15 protein-coding genes and 1 pseudogene are annotated in these 20,379 nt (G+C 36.9%); 13 read left to right on the forward strand and 3 right to left on the reverse strand.

The annotated features are described in order from the left end of the window. Nucleotides 1-38 precede the first annotated feature (38 nt). Genes MKY94_RS02170 through MKY94_RS02180 form a run of 3 tightly spaced genes read left to right on the forward strand, consistent with a single transcriptional unit; the run spans nt 39 to nt 2,525 of the window. Nucleotides 39-986 (forward strand): 3-hydroxyacyl-CoA dehydrogenase NAD-binding domain-containing protein, encoded by a 948-nt coding sequence (locus tag MKY94_RS02170; RefSeq protein ID WP_144538540.1) that lies wholly within the window; start codon nt 39-41, stop codon nt 984-986. After that, nucleotides 979-1,743 carry a 3-oxoacyl-ACP reductase family protein gene (locus tag MKY94_RS02175; protein WP_144538541.1) on the forward strand — a complete coding sequence of 255 codons (765 nt, stop codon included), beginning with the start codon at nt 979-981 and terminating at the stop codon, nt 1,741-1,743. Before MKY94_RS02170 ends, MKY94_RS02175 begins: the two co-directional genes overlap by 8 nt. 17 nt (nt 1,744-1,760) lie before the next feature. Next, nucleotides 1,761-2,525, forward strand: coding sequence for a 3-hydroxybutyrate dehydrogenase (locus MKY94_RS02180; protein ID WP_144538542.1), 765 nt, complete (start codon nt 1,761-1,763; stop codon nt 2,523-2,525). 89 nt (nt 2,526-2,614) lie between these two features. Here the strand turns inward: MKY94_RS02180 and MKY94_RS02185 are convergent, their stop codons facing one another. After that, nucleotides 2,615-3,013 carry a hypothetical protein gene (locus MKY94_RS02185; protein WP_144538543.1) on the reverse strand — a complete coding sequence of 133 codons (399 nt, stop codon included), beginning with the start codon at nt 3,011-3,013 and terminating at the stop codon, nt 2,615-2,617. Between the two features lie 220 nt (nt 3,014-3,233). On the opposite strand from MKY94_RS02185, the pseudogene MKY94_RS02190 reads away from it, so the two are divergent. The 4 genes and pseudogenes from MKY94_RS02190 to MKY94_RS02205 all read left to right on the forward strand — a co-directional run. After that, nucleotides 3,234-3,413 (forward strand): annotated as a pseudogene (locus MKY94_RS02190) (hypothetical protein); the annotation flags it as partial. A gap of 244 nt (nt 3,414-3,657) precedes the next feature. Continuing rightward, nucleotides 3,658-4,332 (forward strand): response regulator transcription factor, encoded by a 675-nt coding sequence (locus MKY94_RS02195; RefSeq protein ID WP_144538544.1) that lies wholly within the window; start codon nt 3,658-3,660, stop codon nt 4,330-4,332. Beyond that, a complete protein-coding gene (locus MKY94_RS02200) occupies nt 4,329-5,702 on the forward strand; it encodes a HAMP domain-containing sensor histidine kinase (RefSeq protein WP_144538545.1) in 1,374 nt (457 codons plus the stop codon). Before MKY94_RS02195 ends, MKY94_RS02200 begins: the two co-directional genes overlap by 4 nt. A gap of 134 nt (nt 5,703-5,836) precedes the next feature. Further along, nucleotides 5,837-6,826, forward strand: coding sequence for an SEC-C domain-containing protein (locus tag MKY94_RS02205; protein WP_144538546.1), 990 nt, complete (start codon nt 5,837-5,839; stop codon nt 6,824-6,826). 176 nt (nt 6,827-7,002) lie between these two features. Here the strand turns inward: MKY94_RS02205 and MKY94_RS02210 are convergent, their stop codons facing one another. Then, the gene (locus tag MKY94_RS02210) at nt 7,003-10,803 is read right to left on the reverse strand and encodes a S8 family serine peptidase (protein WP_186318164.1); all 3,801 of its coding nucleotides are present in this window, start codon (nt 10,801-10,803) and stop codon (nt 7,003-7,005) included. 422 nt (nt 10,804-11,225) lie between these two features. Here MKY94_RS02210 and MKY94_RS02215 point away from each other — a divergent pair, with 422 nt between their 5' ends. The 6 genes from MKY94_RS02215 (at nt 11,226) to MKY94_RS02240 (ending at nt 16,619) form a co-directional block, all read left to right on the forward strand. Further along, nucleotides 11,226-11,465 carry a hypothetical protein gene (locus tag MKY94_RS02215; protein WP_144538547.1) on the forward strand — a complete coding sequence of 80 codons (240 nt, stop codon included), beginning with the start codon at nt 11,226-11,228 and terminating at the stop codon, nt 11,463-11,465. Nucleotides 11,466-11,539: 74 nt separating this feature from the next. Continuing rightward, nucleotides 11,540-11,980: a YusW family protein gene (locus MKY94_RS02220; protein WP_144538548.1), complete on the forward strand. Its 441-nt coding sequence runs from the start codon at nt 11,540-11,542 to the stop codon at nt 11,978-11,980. A 235-nt stretch (nt 11,981-12,215) separates the two neighbouring features. Then, the gene (locus MKY94_RS02225) at nt 12,216-13,067 is read left to right on the forward strand and encodes a general stress protein (protein WP_144538549.1); all 852 of its coding nucleotides are present in this window, start codon (nt 12,216-12,218) and stop codon (nt 13,065-13,067) included. Nucleotides 13,068-13,690: 623 nt separating this feature from the next. Further along, entirely contained in the window at nt 13,691-14,605 is a 915-nt protein-coding gene (locus MKY94_RS02230) for an exonuclease domain-containing protein (RefSeq protein ID WP_144538550.1), read from the forward strand. 215 nt (nt 14,606-14,820) lie between these two features. Continuing rightward, nucleotides 14,821-15,672: an MBL fold metallo-hydrolase gene (locus MKY94_RS02235; protein WP_191696995.1), complete on the forward strand. Its 852-nt coding sequence runs from the start codon at nt 14,821-14,823 to the stop codon at nt 15,670-15,672. A gap of 101 nt (nt 15,673-15,773) precedes the next feature. After that, a complete protein-coding gene (locus tag MKY94_RS02240) occupies nt 15,774-16,619 on the forward strand; it encodes a DUF1028 domain-containing protein (protein WP_144538552.1) in 846 nt (281 codons plus the stop codon). Between the two features lie 88 nt (nt 16,620-16,707). On the opposite strand, the gene MKY94_RS02245 is transcribed toward MKY94_RS02240, so the two are convergent. Continuing rightward, nucleotides 16,708-20,010 (reverse strand): DUF6359 domain-containing protein, encoded by a 3,303-nt coding sequence (locus MKY94_RS02245; RefSeq protein ID WP_342577926.1) that lies wholly within the window; start codon nt 20,008-20,010, stop codon nt 16,708-16,710. Between the last annotated feature and the right edge of the window lie 369 nt (nt 20,011-20,379).

Genomic DNA, 20,379 nt, shown 5'->3' on the forward strand with positions numbered 1-20,379 from the left:
TATTGATTGTTATAGAAACAATTAAGGGGTGTGAACAAATGGAAATCGTATCAATTTTAGGTTGTGGAACGATGGGGCACTCTATCGCTCTATCCGCAGCTTGGGCAGGCATGCAGGTAAAGGTATATGGAGTTAGTGAACAGGACTTAGAGATTGCTAAAAAAGGTCTCCACAATAAATTAAAAGTGATGAAGGATAATGAATTGTTTGATGAAAAAGAAGCGTCACGCATTATGGACCTCATTGTGTTATCTCCTTCTCTAGAAGAGGTTGTAAAAGAAGCAACCTTTATTATTGAAGTCATACCTGAAGTACTAGATCTTAAAAAGGGCATGTACAAAAAATTAGAGGAACTAGTTGATAAAGACGTAATTATTGCAAGCAATACCTCTGGCTTCATGCCAAGTTTGCTAGCAGAGGGAATGGATTACCCTAATCGTTTTGTTGTAACTCACTTTTGGAATCCCGGTCATCTAATCCCGCTAGTTGAAGTCGTAAAAGGTGAAAAGACGGATAATGGTACAGTTCAGCGAGCTATGCAGGTACTACAACATATGAATAAGAAACCAGTATTATTGAATAGAGAGATACCAGGGTTTATAGGAAATCGTTTACAGTATGCGTTATTTCGAGAAGCCCAATCACTACTTGATACAGGTGTAGCGTCTAAAGAGGACATAGATGCTGCAGTAACTTATAGCATAGGGCGTCGTCTTCCGGTAACTGGTCCATTAATGACAGCAGATATGGGAGGGCTTGATGTTTTTTCAGCTATTTCAAATTATCTATTTGAGGACTTGAGTACCGATCAAAAATCTGGTCGCGTGCTCACACAGTTAGTGGAAGAGAATAAGTTTGGAGATAAGAGTGGTGAAGGGTTCTATTCATGGGACGAGCAATTCTCTATGTTAAAAAATGTGGAACGTGAACAAATGCTTATTCATTTTCTTAAGGGTGACTTGAAGTTAGGAGGTAGCAATGAATAACTTCTTTTCAGAATTAGAGCATAAAACAGTAATCGTAACTGGCGGTAGTAAAGGGATAGGGAAAGATATAGCCCTGACATTTGCTAAGTTAAAAGCAAATGTTGTAATTTCTGGTCGAGATAATCAGGTGTTAGAGGAAACGCTGAAAGAACTAAAAAAATATAATAATCGATGTATGGCAGTGCAAGGAGATTTAAGTATAATCGAGAACATTAAAAATCTAATTGAAACGACTGCAAAAGAATTTGGAACAATAGATATACTTATAAATAATGCAGGAGTAAATATTGCAAAGCCTGCCTTAGAAGTAACAGAGGCTGACTGGGATACTGTCTTAGACTTAAACTTAAAATCTGTGTTCTTTACAAGTCAGGCAGCGGCTAAATACATGAGTAAACAAAAAAATGGTAAAATTATAAATATAGCATCTCAGATGGCATTTGTAGGCTATTACAATAGAGCAGCATATTGTTCTAGTAAGGGTGGTCTAGTCCAATTAACGAAAGCACTTGCAGTTGAGTGGGCAAAGCTTGGCATAAACGTTAATGCAGTAGCACCAACATTTATAGAAACAGAATTGACTGCCAAGATGTTTGAAGATGAAGCCTTTAAAAAGGATGTGGAAAATCGCATTCTCTTAAAAGGACTTTCTCAGCCGAAGGATATCTCTGGTGCAGTACTGTACTTAGCATCTGATATGGCGAACTTCGTTACAGGAGAAACCTTAAAAGTTGATGGCGGCTGGACTGCAATTTAAGGATTGGGGGATTTCAAGTGAAGGATAAAGTTGTATTTATAACTGGGGCTGCCAGAGGAATTGGTTTTGATGTGGCTAAGGCATTTTTAGAGGCCGGAGCGAGCGTGATTATTTCTGATGTGGATCGCGAGTCATTAGACGAAGCTGTCTTCACTCTAAATGGGCCAGTAAAGGGAATCGTCTGTGATGTAACGAAAGAAGAGGACATTAAAAATGCAATAGAATATACAGTAAAATCATTTGGGAGAATAGATATATTGATAAACAATGCGGGGATGCAACATGTATCGTTTATAGAAGATTTCCCAACAGAGAAGTTTGAATTGCTAATAAAAATAATGCTAACAGCTCCTTTTGTAGCGATGAAGCATGCATTACCATATATGAAAAAACAACAGTTTGGTCGAATTCTTAACATGGCTTCTATAAATGGATTAATAGGATTTGCTGGAAAGGCCGCATATAATTCGGCTAAGCATGGAGTTATCGGCTTAACGAAGGTAGCAGCATTAGAGACTGCAGCCGATGGAATAACAGTGAATGCAATATGTCCAGGTTATGTAGATACCAATCTTGTACGCAATCAGTTTAAAGATTTAGCAAAGACAAGGAATATTGAAGTAGAGCAGGTGCTTGAAGAAGTGCTATATCCGCTTGTTCCTCAAAGAAGGTTGTTGGATGTTCAAGAAATTACAGACTTGGCTTTGTACTTGGCAAGTGATTCAGCCAAAGGAATGACGGGTCAAGCAATTGTTTTAGATGGTGGTTATACAGCGCAATAATAAAAAGGTCCTTCAAGTAAGACTTACTTAAGGACCTTTTGTATATACAAAACCACTGATTGTTTAAACAGAGATAGCTTCTTTTTGCCTTATGCTTTATTTGTTTTTTCAGTAAAGAAGGTGATAACTAAAAACATAAAAAATGCAAAAAGTAAGATTGTTCCTCCAACGATAAAGAAGACCATGACCAATGTTTCGTTAAGGTTGAATGGATTTATATTATACATCCACATCCCCAATGTTAAACCTAATGCACCAATCATGGCACTTATACTTTGTAAAGTAACCATCCATTTATGCTTTACTGTAAACACTTGATAGAAGATGCCCCATGCAAATACAGATAACCACCCTACTAAAAGTACGTGAGCGTGAATCGGTCTTAATGAGTAATCCATCTGACCAGCCATATGCGAGCCAAGATAAGTTCCAATAAGGCCGAATAGTGCTGCAAATCGAATTAGTCGTATACTCCATGTTTTTTCCATTTCAATCTCTCCTCTCAAGCAATCAGTCTAATGACTTCATAAGTATTAAACAAGTAATTATTAAACTTTGACTTGAATAATTCATATTTGAATAGAAACAATAAAAAGTAGAAGAAAAGTTCATAGAGAGTTCATATAACAGATGTACACTAACCCTTTGAAGGAAATTTGAAGGAGAAAATACTCTACGAAAAATTTTGCACTTATTACTGATTGCGTTTCTACTAAGGGTGTAATCTCTTCAGCGAGTATTATTCTTGCAGCATTGACGACTATGCCGATAGCAGATTTATTCGTCTTTGGCTTTATCATCCCAATAGGAATAATTATCAATACATTCCTAGTACGAGGAATGCTACTTCCATCCTTAATACTTATGTACGAAAAAGATAAAAAATAACAAGAAAAGCGTAAGCGCCTGTCTCTGCCCCGACAGGCAAATGGGGAAAAGCGAGGAGGCCGCCCCCCAGCCACCGGAGCTTTTTACGATTTGACCCCGAAGGGTGAGGCACATAAGCTAGCTAGACCAAGGAAGCGAAAAAGAGGGTGTTTGTAAGGTGAACTTACAAAACAACCCTCTTTTTAAAATAGAAAGTATAATTTAATTAGTAATATGGATAGTACAGAGGGAAGGAGGAATTTCAATGAATATTTTAATAGTGGATGATGATTTAAATATACAAACACTAGTGATGATTCACTTAAAGAGGGCTGGCTATGAAGTGATTGCAGCAAAAAATGGAGAGGAAGCTCTTTCATTATTAAAAGATAGTTGGGCTGATTTAGCGGTGGTTGATGTGATGATGCCGGGGATGGATGGCTTTACTTTAACGAGAATTTTAAGTAATCAATATGATATTCCGGTTATATTGCTTACTGCTAAGGGAGCTTTAGAGGATAAGGAACAAGGGTTTTTAGCAGGATCAGATGACTATTTGTTAAAGCCTTTTGAACCAAAGGAATTGCTCTATAGAATTGCTGTTATCTTACGTAGACTCGACAAGTCTTTTAAACCAATTATGGTAAGTGGAAACGTTACGATAAATCGCTCTACCCATGAGGTTACAGTAGGTAAACAAACCCTCTTACTACCGTTAAAGGAGTTTGAGCTTTTAAGTGTATTATCTTCCAAGCCAGAACAGGTTTTCACCCGAACTAATTTAATGGAAAAAGTATGGGGCTATGATTATGAAGGAGATGACCAAACGTTAAATACCCATATTAAGCGTTTAAGGCAAAGATTAGAGCGAGCGGGGGCTTTGATAGAGATTCAAACGATTCGTGGGCTCGGATATAAGTTGGATGTGAGTGGACAATGAAATCTCTATATAGACAATATACATTAGCGACTTTATTTATTATTACGATTAGTATTTTAGCTGGATTACTAATTGTGAGTCTGGTTTATAACATTCAAATTAAAGAAAAAAATGATGAGAAGAACGTTGAAGTAGCAATAGAAATCACTACTGTATTAGAGAAAATGCACGGAAGAGGTTTTGATAAATATTTAGAATCTATTACTAAGCTGGGCTATCAAGCTTATGTCATTAATGAAAAGGGGGAAGAATATTCATTTGGAGAACCATTTTCGGACAAGGAGCTAAGCGATGAAACCCGTTTCCAAGTATTAAATGGAAATATTTATCACGGTATGCGTGATTATCAAGGCAAACTTTTTATCTTTAATCATTATGCGAATAGTGTTAGTAATACAGTTGGTATTCCCTACGAGCATGAAGGGATGGTTTACGGTTTATTTATTCGACCAAATAATCAGTTATTGTTCTCTGACATGCACCTGTTACTACTCGGCTTCTTACTTGCACTTGCAGTAATAATTCTTGTTTCGATGCTAGTACTGGCACAGCAACTCGTTAAACCGATTAAGCAATTGAATGATGCAACCAAACACGTAATGGAAGAGAACTATCGAGTAGATTTAGACATTACACGTAAAGATGAGCTTGGGCAACTAGCTAGAAATTTCTCTAATATGGTTAAGCAGCTAGAGCTTAACGATGAGTCCAGAAAGGCTTTTATAAGTAATGTGTCACATGATTTTCAATCACCTCTTTTAAATATTCAAGGATATGCGGATTTGTTAAAATCAACTGATCTTAATATGGAAGAAAGAGAAAGCTATCTACAAGTTATTGAACAGGAAACGAAAAGATTATCTAATCTGACTAAGCAATTGTTATTATTAACATCACTTGACCAATCTGCGAGACCTGTCAGAAAATCGAACTTCAGATTAGATGAACAGCTCAAGGAAGTCATTTATAAATATAGATGGCGACTAGAGGAACAGAATATTGATCTTTCTTATGAAATGGAACCAGTTATGTTTTATGGCGACGCAGATCTGTTGGAAAATGTTTGGGATAATGTACTAACAAATGCTATTAAATATAATATAGCTAATGGAGAAATTTCTATAAGAGTTACAGAAGATAATGAATATGTAAATATATCCTTTCAGGATAGTGGAATTGGTATGGAAGTAGAGGAAATAAACCAGATTTTTGAGCGATTCTATCGTATAGATAGTTCTCGAACAAAAGATGGTTCTGGTTTGGGTTTAGCGATTGTAAAGGAAATTGTTGATTTGCATAGTGGCAAAGTAGAAGTAACGAGCAATGGAAAAGAGGGTACTTTATTCGTTATTTCTTTACCAAGGAATTGAACGGAGTGCGGAATTGATTTTTATAGACTTACGTTTTTTAGTCATTCCCATTTAACTATTTCAAAGGAGATTTTAATTTAAGGGGTATTTCGTGTTAAAATAAGCACTTAGTAAACAAGAAGGAAGTGTTTTAAATGGTAGGACGAAATGATCCTTGTCCATGTGGTAGTGGAAAAAAATATAAAAAGTGCTGTGAGTCTAAAGAGACTATTTCTATAGAAGAAGTAAAAACCGAAGAATTAGAACGTGTGCTACAAACCTTCTATGATGAATATCCAGAAAGAAAGGATTATGCTGCTTTCGGTGATTTTGCAACTGATTGGACCAAATCCTTGAAGAGTTTTATGGAGCAAGAAATGATTGAAGCTATAGCAATGGATGAGTTCTTCTTTCACCAGCGTATAGATATTTGGACAGGATATCTAGAAAAACAAAGAAAGAAAATAGCTAGACCTTCCACGTTAAAGGTACTGGATAGCTGGAATGAACCACGTGCATTTGTAGGAGAAGTAACTGTTGTAGAAGAGCAGTACTTGACCGTTAAACATGTATTGTCTAATGAAACAATTTTATTAAGAAGAGAAAATGATAAGCCTGTTCCAGTTGGAATGCATATATATTGTTTTATACTGCCAGATGGACAAGGAGACGGTCATTACTTGGCTGTCTCTAGTCTTGTATTTTTCCCTACTGACCACAAGGTAGTATTTGAAGACTTTACGAAAAAATTTAAAGCACTCGATGATAAGACTGAGCAAGTTTTCCTAAAAGAGAATGGTATGAAGCTTTGGATCGCTCTTGGAGAAAACGGCTATGAGGGCGGGGAGTACACATTCTTTGAAGCAGGGGTACTCCAACAGGCTATGGATTTTCTTGAAAAAAACAGTCGAGAATATAAGAAGTTAATAGAAGTGGTCGAAGATTATTTGTTTGAGCAACAGCCAAATGCAAGAAAAGAAGTGGCTATAGCTGCTGGAGCAATCCGATTTGGGCAAGAAAATGGTTTCTTTGAGCCATTAAACTTTACAGTTAAAGAAATTGCAGAAGCTTTTGACGTTTCAACTTCCTCATTGAACAAATATTATCAGGAATTAAATGCATATTACGCAGAGATGAAAATTTAATTAGAAGGCTATGTAGACAATTTCTACATAGCCTTTTTCTAAGAATTTTTCAAATTATTTGTCTAAATCCAGTGACTTGGCTCAAAGAATAAACAGAGAATGATTGCTCTAATGAAAAAGCCAATCATGACTAATCATGATTGGCTTAAAAAAATAGAATGTTATAATTTTAAAACTTAATTGCTTTTTCCTTTGCCATTACCGTTACCATTGCCATTGTCATTTCCATTACCGTTGCCGCTACCATTGCTGTTCCCATTTCCGTTACTATTCCCACTACCATTCACTTTCTTTTCAACTGTAATGGTTTGTGTAGATTCATGACCTACTAAATCTACTACTTTTAATACAAATTCATTGCTTCCTTCCTCTAAAGGAAGCTCCACATCTACAGTTTTACTATAGCCATTCATAGCGTATGGTGAAGAAACTGGGTTATAGAAGACTTCGCTATCATTTAGATACAGACGCACTTCGTCGAAGTTATCTCCAACCTTCACTTGAATAACAGGATTTTCTGCATCAGCATTAAGTTTCCCTTTTGGAAGAGATTTCTTCACAGCTTCTACAGTTGGTTTTTGAGTGTCTACAATGATTTTGCGAGTAATCGCCATTTTATTGTCGAATTCATCAATAGCTTCTACGTTTACACTTTGTACTCCATCTTTTAAGGACAAGGTATGAGAGAATGCTTTTCCATCAAATGAACTAGCAGGTACTCCATTGATTTTTAATGACTTAATCTTAGAGTCATCTTCTACTGTTCCTTCTACTAAAACATCACCAGTCTGATAGTAGCCGAAAAATTCAGGTGTTTGTATAAAGATAACTGGCTCCTTTGTTTCTTCCTCCGGAGCTGGTTCAGTCTCAGGTGCATCTTCTACAATAATTTCTTCTACTGTAGAGTTTCCAGCGATATCCCATACTTTAACTGTTATCTTATCTCCAGTTTTAGCTTGCTCTACTACATAGCTCTCAAGTGTTGCAGCTTCTGTAATTTCTTCATCATTTAAGTAAACTTCGATACGATCGATTCCGACACCTTGGTCGCTTGCATTAGCAAGGGTCAGTGTTTTTGTTTTTGCATCAAATGTAATTTCAGCAGTAGGAGCCTTTGTATCTAAGATAATAGGGTACTCAATAGTTTGCCATTCGGCACCTGCATGATCAATGACACCTCTAAGCTGAATCTTATATTGACCGTCTGCAGCAGGTTTTCCATTGATCATTCCATCCCAGGCATTAACGCTAGAGAACGTGTATGCATTAGTAGAGATGTAGTGTTTTCTTAAATATTTTTCAGTACGAATGGTACGGAGTTTCTTACCATTTGCATCTAATATATTGATTTGGAAGTCCTTCACATTACGCATTAGAGAATAAACAGGAATTACTTTGTCTAATGTGCCATCTCCGTTAGGGGAGAATGCAAATTTAGTAGGATCGAATTCTTCGCTTAAAGAAGATCCATTGATAAAGTCACCTTTGTCATCAGCTAATGCTTGGAATCCCCAATAAGTTAAATCCTCCCAAAGGAACTCATCAAAGATTGGTGCATCATCCCAAGAACCATTGAAGCCAAAGAATGGGACAGTTAATGGTACATTTCCAGAAGTCTCTTCCGATGGGTCAGTCAAACGTACGAAACCATCAATGAAGTAGCCATTAGGGAAATATTGGTATAACCAATCAGAGTTAGAAGCATCAACGGAAACCTGAATGGTAGTTTCCCCATTTGCAGGAACCGTGACAGTAGCAGGAACTGAAATGCTAGCATCTGATTCCTCTAAAACATAGGAGCCATAAGCTTCATTATTAGGAATAGTTACGTAGTTTGCTCCTGCATTTACTGGACGATCTACTTGTAATTGAACATCGACGTTATAAGTTTTAGCCTCATCGCTATAATTTTTAGCTTTTAAAGAGAAGTTGAATTGACTTCCGCTAATTTCTTTTAGTGCAACTTTTGCTTCGCCAGTGGATGAATTAGTTACTAATACATCTGTTTCTAAAGCATTTGCAAGTTGCATAATCCCAGCCCCTTGACGACGTGGAGACACATATTCTCCAGCTTTTAACTCAATCGGCTTAGCTGTGTTCATCATAAGGTTTTTAGCAAACTGAACACGTTCTGCACCAGTTAATCCAAATTCTTCATTTACACGTTCCAATACTAATGCAGTACCACCAGCAACATGAGGAGCAGCCATAGATGTACCACTCATTAATCCATAGTTATTATCATTTAAAGTTGAAAAAATGTTACCACCAGGAGCTGTAATTTCAGGCTTGAAATCTAAGTTAGGTGTTGGTCCCCAAGAAGTAAATGAACTCATTTTACCTTTAGAAGGGTTTGGAGTATCAATATACTCTCCATCAAATGATACTGTGACAGTTTTTCCAGCATCAATGCCAGCTTTGATAGCTAATCCATCAGCTTGTAAAGCAGACATAAATGGAATGCGAATAGCAGGGTCGGAAGCCATATTAATAGTTCCCTCTGCATTGTTATAGATAATAACTCCTACAGCACCTGCTTCTTGAGCATTTAAACCTTTCTCTACAAATGAAATACTACCTCGGGATACTAAAGCAAACTTTCCGGATACATCTTTACCAGCGAAGTCCTCAGGTGTACCGAGTCCAGCTTCCACTACTTCGTAAGAATCGGCAGGAAGAGCAGCAGGGTCCTTGTCATTTGCTAATAAGAACATTGCTTTTCCACTTTCGGCTCCATCAAAAGCATATTGGAAGCTAGAAGCAGTGATAGAATCATTTTCGTAAGAAGCAACACCAAATGAATCTTCCGAAACAGAAGGAGAACCTGTTAATCCGTAGTCTTGGTTAGAGGCATATGGATACCAAGTACCTGAACCAAACATGTCAGAGTTACCTGCAGATATTGCTACAAGTAAACCATTATCCTGTGCACGAGTAACTGCTTGCTGCTCAGGGCTGTTACTATCAACAAATCCCGCAGTAGATCCAAGAGACATATTTAAAGCATCCGCGCCTAGCTTAATAGCATCGTCCATTGCTTTAACATATACATCTCCGTATGTGGAAGGGAACAATGGGTCGTTACCAAATACTTTAAGTGCAAGAAGCTGTACCTCTGGAGCAACCCCCTTGATACCGCCGTTTTCTTCATCCCCATTAGCACCTACAGTACCGGATACATGCATCCCATGCATTGAAGCGTCGGGACCAATGTCACGAATTTCTGTATTTTCATCCATATAGTTATAACCGAATGGAACCTTAGGAGTGAAATACAAGCCAGGTTCAATAGAGCCATCACTTAATAATGTGCTTACTTCTGCAGAAGTTATTTCCCCCGTATTTTCATCAGAAAGAATCATATCGCGGTGGTTAGGGTCAATTCCCGTGTCAATTACACCTACAACCATGCCTTCTCCTTTAAAGGAGTATTTCTCCCATGCTAGCTGCGCTTGTACAAGTTCCTTCGAATGAACCATCTGTGGTGTTATTTTCGGACGGTCATATTCAGTAGATTCATACACTCGCTTAACGCCATCAATCAATCCAATACCAGCAACATCTCTAGCATCTACCTCTGCCGAGAAGCCATTAAATATAGCATTAAATTCTTCTTTGTATTGTATATTCTTTGAAACTCTCTTTACTTTATCCTTTACATTTCGTTGGTCTGTTTCAATAGCAGATTCGACAGACTTTCTTTCTGACTTAGATAAATTTTTGTAGAGAACTCCTTTTTTTGTCGCAGTCTCAATTGCCGGAGCCTTCTCGAGTTCGACAATGATTCGAACTTTTTCGCTAGGATTCTCAGGAACTAGTAACCTCTCTGGTATTTGTGGTAATCTTTGAACCTGAGTATTGGTGAGTTGTTTTTCAATCTGTTTAGCAGATGCTGGACTTGCCAAACCAACGGATGTCGTACTGAACATAAGTGAAGTGACCACAGCTAGAATAGTAGTATTTTTCTTAATTCCCAATTCCCTTTCCTCCTCATATTTTCATAATGTCTATTTGAACTTATCATATATTCAGAACATTTAAAATAGAGTGTGTAAGCAAGCATTTTACTTAAATAAATCAATTTGGAAAGAAAAGTAATCATTAAGATACCTATCCATTTATTTACTGTAATCTTATGTACTCAATTTCAGAGTAAATAAATATAGTATTATACTATTATTTTTTTAGAAATTAGTCCTAATTTATAAAAATAAGTATAAATTACAGCAAAAAATTCCTGAGATAAAGGAAAAAATAAAAAAAAGAGAGTAATTTACAAAAATAGTTCAATATATATAGTGATAGAACTATAGTCTTATAGAATATCGATATTTTCTAAAAATGTTTATTAAATTTAAGAAAGGTTATATAAATAGAAACCACGAAGGAGTGAGTAAAGATGGATAAAAATCATTCAATTAACAAGGATAAAGATTCTGAAAGACAAGATATTCCTGGACGTATTTTGGATAATCCAGATTTACTGGATACAGAGAAAGAAAGTATTTTTGATAGAGACGAAGAAATGAAAAATGTCGATCCGATACCTATGGAAGAACTAAACCAAAAAGTGAAGGATGAAAAAAACCATAGTAAGACAAAAAATACTTCCGCTACCGATAAACGTTATCCTGGCTGAATTAATATGTTTAAGAATACGTTTTCCGGAGAATGCTAATAATATAATTAGAAATTAGCTGAGGAGTGATTATCATGGTTATGTTAAAAAGAAAAATATTAGGAAGCGCTTTTCTTTCAACAGCTCTAATCTTAGGAGCATGTGGGGATAAAGAAGAGGTAAGCGATCCCCCAACTGCTGATGCGGTTGAAAGTGAATTTGGGTTTACCTCTTTTGACCTAGATATCGATACTGCAGAACAACGTGATGCTGTTGAAGCTTCTTTTGAAGTAGATGCCACTGGAGTAGAAGCAGAATATGTAAACTCTTTAGACTCTAAGAAACTACATGGAGATGAAGCATATGAGTTTCTGAAGCCTATTTTTACTGATCTTGCCTTAACGAAGGACATGGAGAAGGAAGAAGTAATGGAAAAAGTTTTAACAGCTTTTGGAATAAGTGAATATACAGAGTTTGATCTAGAGGTACAATATGAAGATGGTCAAGAAATAGAGTATAAGGATCTAAAGAAATAAAAGACGGTTTGTGAAATAAAACAAAAAAATTACAGCCAAAAGGTATCGTTAGGAAAGTCCTAGCGATACCTTTTCTTATTTTTGAAAACCTAGTTGATTTAAATATTATTAAGAAGAGTTTATGTCAATTATTACAAATCGATTAAAAGGATGATAAATAGGTTAGTGATGTGAAAGAGGGGGTATTCATCTAATAACACAAACCACCACATAAATTAAAAGGGAGGCTTTACAAATGAATTTAAATTCTAATAGAAGAATTGAAATTGCTCGAACAGAAGAAGAGATGTATGAAAAACTAGAGGCGCTACAAAAACAAGGTTTTGAAGAAAGTGATATTCACGTTATATCTTCAGAAAGCAGTGATTTGAATGCATTAAGTCGCCATTCAGAAGTGTCGACACATGAAGCAGGAACTTTCATGGATAAGTTTAAATCTTGGTTTACAGGAGAATCTGCTATCGTAGAAGGCTTAAAAAAGTTAGATTTAAACGATGAAGAAGCAGAACAATATGCAAGAGAGGTGTCTTCAGGAAGTATAGTATTATATACTGACTCTGACACTCTTGACGAAGGTTATTTAAATAACGCTGCTGACTCTGAAGTTGCAGCAACAACAGAGTATACTGATACTGTTGGAACTGATGTTGTGCAAAACCGTTTCACGGAGGGAGAGGCACCTATATCCGACTATGCAAAGGAAAGTGGATTTACTCCTTCTACTAATGAAGTAGTTAACAAAACTGATGGACGGTTGGATGAACAACAGGATAAGTTTGCGAGGGGAGAAACTTTTGCGACTGATCCTCTACTAGCAAGAGATGAAAATCATTTTGGGCATACTATGCAAGAAGACGAATTGGTCCAAAATAAGCGTCCTACCATTGATGAAAGTGTAACAATGGAAGAAAAAACATATGGGGCACATTCTCCAGGTGCCGATCCGAACTTGGGGCCAGCGGCATTTAGTGATGATGAGGTTGAAATTGATGAGGAAGAAAGAAGAATCAATAAACAACAACGCGAAGAAGAGCTGGAACGTCAGCAAAAATTAGATGAAACTTCTCCTATAAATCGATTATATTAATAAGTATTTTCGAAGTACCCCTCTATTATTAGAGGGGTTTTTGAGTTTAGTAAGGATTACTTACATAATTTCAGAAATATAATTTAATCATAATGTATGAATTATAGATGGCAGATTGCCGCTTTCGGCGGTCGCTTTCCGTGGGGTGAGCGATAAGCCATCACCGTCGCTAGCGCGTCGTATGTAATGTCTTATCTTTCTCACTGATCCCACAGGAGTCGCCGCCTGTCGCTTCAATCAAATATGGTGTAGTAATGAGAAAGTAGCGCGGAGAAATTATCACAAGAATAAATTGTATCGTTATTAGAGCTATCCTATTAATAAATTTATAGGAAAAGCTTGAACAATAAATAACTGATTTCCGCTTTCGGCGGTCGCTTTCTGTGGGGTGAGCGATAAGCCATCACCGTCGCTAGCGCGTCGTTTGTGTTGTCTTACCTTTCTCACTGATCCCACCGGAGTCGCCGCCTGTCGCTTCAATCTCATGTATTGTGATGTATGGAGAAATAAAATGATTTAAATTTACTCGAAAATCTTGTCAGGGTAACCTAAGTGTTTGCGCTTCTCTTAATTATTATTAGTATGAGATAATAGAAGTATTCAAGATATTTGAGGTGGTATAAATGGATTTTGTTACGATAGATTTTGAAACTGCAAATAGTCTACGATCTAGTGTTTGCTCAGTAGGGGTTGTGGTTGTAAAGAATGGCAAAATACATGAAGAAGTACAAACGCTTATCAATCCACTTAGTGAGTTTCACTATTTTAATACAAGAGTACATGGAATAACAGAAAATATGGTGCAAGATGCTCCAACATTTGAAGAGTTTTGGCCGCAGCTTAAGCCTTATATAGACAAACAAATGATCATAGCCCATAATGCAAGCTTTGATATAGGAGTATTAAAGGACTCCGTGAGCAGATGCTATGAAACTCAACCAGAATACCAATATTCTTGTTCCTATAGAATTGCAAAGAAAGTATGGCCTGATTTGTATAATCATAAATTATCCACAGTGGCAAACTACTTAAGTATAAGTTTAAAGCATCATGATGCTTTAGAGGATGCCAGAGCTGCAGCTTTGATTGTATTAGAAGCTATGAAAAAAACAAGAACCAGTTCTATTAATGAGCTGTCTCATTTGCATAAGATTAAAATTGGAGATTCCGTGACACTTAAAAAACCAAATTCTCGTGCAAAGAAAAGTATAGAGGACAAGCCCTTAACCTATATTGAGACTCAAATAAATGAACCGAATCCCCGACATCCATTTTACGGAGCGCATATTGTCTTCACAGGAAAAATGGACTCTATGACAAGGTCTAGCGCAGCCCAATATGCAGTTGACCGTGGTGCTATTTGCAAAGGTGCTGTTGATGTAGATACTAACTTTTTAATAGTAGGTGATCAAGCACTGACTAAATACGTAGAAGGAGTGAAGAGTTCAAAAATGCTAAAAGCAGAGGCGCTAATCCAAAAAGGAATTCCTTTAGAAATCGTAGGAGAGCAAGATTTTTTAAAATTGGTTAGACATTAAAATAAAAAAGAGCGATGGATAATTAGTTGATTATCTATCGCTCTTTTTGGCATTCGTCTGCAGATTCCTTATGCCAAAAAATAAATTCTAATAGGTATTTTATAACAAAAGAAGAAGAGAATGTTTAGAATGCACTAAATCAGTGTAAACGATAATAAAGTATAAATTTTAGGAGGGAAGAGAAACTAAAAAATATGGAGAGGAGCTTGAACATAATGGACAATTCGATATCTTATGGGGACGATTATAAATACATTCCAACTACATCGGTTGGCAGTGGGGTAGGACTAGAAATTTTGTCAGATGTCTATTGCTACACAGTTCAAATAGTAAATATTTGTTTGGTAGGCAAGCCAGGTTCGGATGATTTTGTATTAGTAGATGCTGGAATGCCTCATTCGGCTGAGAAGATAATCGGGGTAGTGGAGGAGAGATTTGGGGAGCGTAAAAAACCTAAGGCTATCATTTTAACCCATGGTCACTTCGATCATGTAGGAGCGATAAAAGAATTGATAGAAAAATGGAATATACCTGTCTACGCACATCAATTGGAATTACCATTTTTAACGGGGAAAGAGGATTATCCAGAACCGGATCCAACGGTTGAAGGCGGGATGGTGGCAAAAATGTCATCTATGTTTCCTAACGAAGCAATAGATTTGGGGAGTCATGTAATAGCATTGCCAGAGGATGGCTCTGTTCCTTTTTTGCCTAGTTTTAAATGGTATCATACACCAGGACATTCACCAGGACATATTTCTCTATTTCGTAAGGAAGATGGGCTTCTTATAGCGGGGGATGCTTTTGTTACAGTTAAACAGGAGTATTTATACAAAGTGTTGACTCAAGAGCAAGAAATAAGTGGTCCTCCTCGTTATTTTACAACGAATTGGGAGGATGCGGAGTACTCAGTGAAGGTATTAAAATCATTAAATCCCAATACTGCTATTACAGGACATGGACTTCCAATGAGTGGAGAATTGCTTAAAAGTAATCTTCATTTACTAGTTAGCGAATTTCAACGAATTGCGAAACCTAGTTATGGAAAGTTTGTAGATAATGAATAATCGCAGAAATCCTATCAGCCCTTTGGAGAGGATAGGATTTCTTTTCATTTTCTTATAGAAAGATTAGAATATATACAATTATGTAGGAATGGGGGATGTGTATGACGTTTTCGATAATTGGTTTTGACCCAGAAACGAAAGAGTTAGGTATAGCGGTGGCTTCCAAATTTTTAAGTGTCGGTGCAGTAGTTCCTTTTGCTAAAGCAGGGGTGGGAGCAATTGCGACTCAGTCTTGGGCTAACCTGGAATATGGTAAAAGAGGATTAAGCCTTTTAAAACAAGGGCTCGAGCCAGAAGAAGTGTTAAAAGAACTTATTAAGGACGATGATAAGTCTTCTGTGCGACAAGTTGGTATTGTGAATGCGAATGGTCGAAGTATCACATTCACAGGAGAAGAATGCTTTGAATGGGCCGGTGGTGTAGCGGGTACTAACTATGCGATTCAGGGAAATATTCTAGTAGATTCAGAGACTGTAAATGAAATGGAAAAAACTTTTATAGAAACAGATGGTAGTCTAGCCGACCGGTTATTGGCGGCCCTGTGTGCAGGGGAATTAGCGGGTGGCGACAGTAGGGGCAAACAATCTGCAGCTCTCTATATTGTAAAAGAAAAAGGAAGCTACGGAGGATATACAGATAGATTCATAGACTTACGAGTAGATGACCATAGTGATCCGGTAAAGGAACTAATAAGATTGTTGAAGCTTCATCGCCTATACTTTGAGCATTCGGCAATAGAGGATATTGTAGCAATAGAAGGAGAATTAGAAGAAGAAATACAAAATTTACTGTTTGAAAATGGACACTTGGACCGAGATCTAATAGAACGTGATGACTTGTTAGACGCTGTGCAATCATATCATCTTATTGAAAATTTTGATGAGCGATTACAAGAGAGAGGATACATCGACTTAAAGGTAGTAGAATATATGAAAATTAAAAAGTAAAGAGGCAGATGGTAGTTCTATTTTGATTCTGATCATTAGTAAGAAACCTGACCAACATATATTGGTCAGGTTTCATGGTCAAGAGTAACTATTTAGTTTTGCCATTTTTAGCTTTTACTGTAACCTTAATAGAAACCGATTTATTGCTATAAGTAGCTTTAATTGTAGTGCTTCCAGCTGCTTTAGCAGTGATAACCCCTTTTTGGTCAACAGAGATTATATTTTTATCATAGCCTGTATAGGTTGCATCTGCGGTTACATCAATAGTCGAGTTTTTCTTCCCTTTATTTTTCACCATAGCAGATAGTTTAATAGTTGCTGTTTTACCAGAGTCTAATTTAATATGCTTTTTATCAACTTTTAGGTTTAAGATTTTAGGAACCCCTGGTTCTTGCTCTTGCTTCTCCAAGTCTATTTGGATTAGAACTGGATCATGGTCAGAAGCACGTCCATGGATATCCATATAGTTTGCATTGATGTGGATCATATCTACCGCTGTTTTTTCTGCTAAATTATTCGTTACTAAAATATGATCTAATACTTGATTGTTACCTTGATAATAATAAGAGAAACGTTCGCTTACTGGAACTTTCTCTACCATATTTGTTAAAATTCCACCTTTTAAAGCGGCAAGAGCAGGAGTGAATTCAAAGTCATTCATATCTCCCGCAACAATTACATTTAAGTCTGGATCTTTAGCTTGTCCTGCCTTGATGAAGTTGTTTATCATTGTTGCAAGCTCAATTCGCTCAGCCTCTGAACCCAATACAGGAGGTTGGTTTTTGCCGAATAAAGGCTGGTCTCCTCCCTTAGAATTTAAGTGAGCACCAATTACAACTACTTTTTCCCCTTGGAAATCAAATTGGGCAGCTAGTGGTTTACGAGTGTCTTCCTGAGGTAAGTCAAGGATACGTCCAGGGTTTAAGGTTAAATTTCCTTCTTCACTCCAAGCAACTGGGTCAGTTGAACCACCCTTTGTGCCTTCAGAAAGTGTCACTCTATCCGGATTGTATAGGTAGCCAACTCGTATGTTACCTCCAGGTTGTCCACCATCGCGGTTGTATTCAGGTGCTATATCAGTCCATTCATACGCTGGTCCGCCTTCTGCTATGATAGCTGCGATCAATCGTTCATAGCTCGCAGATGCATCTGAGTTATCAGAGGCTGTAGGACCATCATTGTCTTGAACCTCAACTAAAGTAATGATATCCGGTGCTTTCATATTTTCAACAAATGATCGAGCTATTTTTACTACTTTTTCATCAGGAGTGTTTTCTGCATTAGCAGAGAAATTCTCTACGTTATATGAAGCAACCGTTAGTTTTTCTTCGGTAGGAACAATATCCGTCACCGTCACTGGTTTTTCAATGCGTGTAATTGGAGGGAGTGATTCCTCTTCTGCCCATAACTTAAAGTTTCCAAAACCAAACCCCAAGACTCCAATGATGTCTTCCGTAAAATAATCACCTGATTTAGCATCGTAGTTATCATTATCAATAAGAACTGTAATTCGTTCTGGATTATAATCATTAGCAGAAATATTAATTCCGCCTAAAACATTAAATGTAGTATTAGCCGAGTTACCTGCCACTACCACAATTTCGCCATAATCCTGCGGCCCTACAACTTTAGCATTTGGTACGGCTAATCGCATTAATTCAACAGATTCCCAAAAATCAATTCCATCCTCTAATGCATCGAAGGAAGTCAGGCCATCATTATCAATGATTTCAGTAGGTGGGTTAATATCATCACCAATTACTAGTGGTGCTGGCAATTCTGCAGTTCCTATTTTACTCGTTTCTGAAGCTCTAATTCTTGTGATGGGTAGGTCGTTTGTTTTCATATCGGAATAGCCATCGTAATACCATTCCTCTACTGTACCCGCAACTGTTACTAAATCTCCAACCTTTAATCCATTATTTGCTTTATTTACGATAATAGCTTCAGATGTATGATTATTATCATCTGGATTTATGTCTTGAATAACAAAGTTTGCTGAATTGTATAGATGAGTGACTACGCCTGTAATATTTTGTACTATCGTACCTTCATAATCAGAGAAGTGTCCTTGTCCTTGAATATCACGGATAGAAAGGTTCTCTGTTTTTAAGATATTGTACGTAAATATAAAGACTTCTGATGTAATATCGCCTATTGCAACAGCTTTAATTGTTGTGTCTTTTGTTAATGTGATAGGCTCAACATATTTTTTACTTGAAGCAGTTGGGGGAGAGCCATCTAATGTGTAATAGATACTAGCTGCTTCCCAGGGGGTTGTTAATGTAATTTTTGTTCCTTCTGAAACAGTTCCAGGGAAAATGTTTGGATATACAGCAGGCTTGTTCACTTGTTCAAAGTTTTCTAAGCCAAGTGTTTTAACTTGGAAAGTGGTATTAAAAATAGATCCAATACCGGACACATTTATTAAATCACCATTGTTGTATTGTTTAGTAAATGTCTCATAGTCTAGACCATTACGATTATCATTTCGAATAATGACTGATTCGCCATTTTCGTGTGTTGCTGTGAACTCAAACGTTCCATAATCATTAGTAGCTACTAGATTAGAAATAGTTACATTGTTTAGTAAAACTCTTTCACCCTGAGTATTTTCATTCACTCCGGCTGGCGTGATTTCTTGAACAGAGGGTAGTGGATTATCTGAAGAAAGCTTACTAATAGTTGTTGGTTGAATTTGAAGCTCTCCACTATAAGGACTTACCTTTCCTTCCAACTCAACAAGATCTCCAGGTTGTACATCTGCTGAGGAAGTGTATACATAAAGCCCACCTGTTTCGTCTTGAATATAGAAAGCTTTTCCGCCCCATAATCCTTGACCAGTTGTAACTGTCCCAGTCACACGGACAACTTTATTTTGATCTGTGATAGCTCGTGCTGCAGAAATATTTTCTAATACCTCAACCTCAGTAGGAGGGGTTTCTCCTTCAGAAATGATTGTATAAGCACTGGCACTTCTCATTCCAGGAACAGAGAAATAGGCAGACAATGTTCCTGTCACAGTAACCTTTCCTTGAAATAAGCTTGAGTTGTCTACTAAATTTAAACCTGCACGGACTGCTCCGGTAGGTAATTGCACTGGTAGAATGTTAGCAGGATTGGTTTCCTCAGGAGAGTCAGCTAAGCCTATATTTGTTGCAACTGTAAAGGGAGCTTCCTGATCATAGGAAGTCCCGGAGGAGGCAGTTCCTACTATATAGCCTTGTACTGTTGCAATCCCAGAATTGTTGCTAATCGCCTCTGCCACAGTAATGGGTTCAGCAGCCTGGGTTTCGGTCACGAAGATAAACGGGAAAACCAAAGAAGTAACTAGCAGTAAAGATAGTGTTATTTTACTAAAAGTACCTGTCCAAAAATCTTTTCTTACCATTCATTTCACTCCTTGTAATGTATTATGTTCAAAAGGAGTATAGCAGAGGAATATTAATAAATTATTTAATTTCTACAAATTTTTAGTTTTCTGGGTAAAAACAGGATAGAAGTAGGGGGGCTGTAAATATATTGAGGAAAATAGAATTACTTTAAAATGGTAAAAAAGATTCTGCAAAGAAATACTTAACTGAATAAAAAGTATTGCAATATAGTTTAAATATTTTGTATTTTAAGTGTTGTAATTGTCAGAATTTGTTGTATACTTTAAATTAAGTTAAATAACTAGGCAGAGACTATGAGATGAAAGCCTAAATGTAAGCCTTTTTGTAAAGGCTTACATTTGGTGTTCATCTTTATTTTTTTGCCG

Origin of the sequence: Psychrobacillus sp. FSL K6-2843 (genome assembly GCF_038626375.1) — a bacterium.
Taxonomy (GTDB): domain Bacteria; phylum Bacillota; class Bacilli; order Bacillales_A; family Planococcaceae; genus Psychrobacillus; species Psychrobacillus faecigallinarum.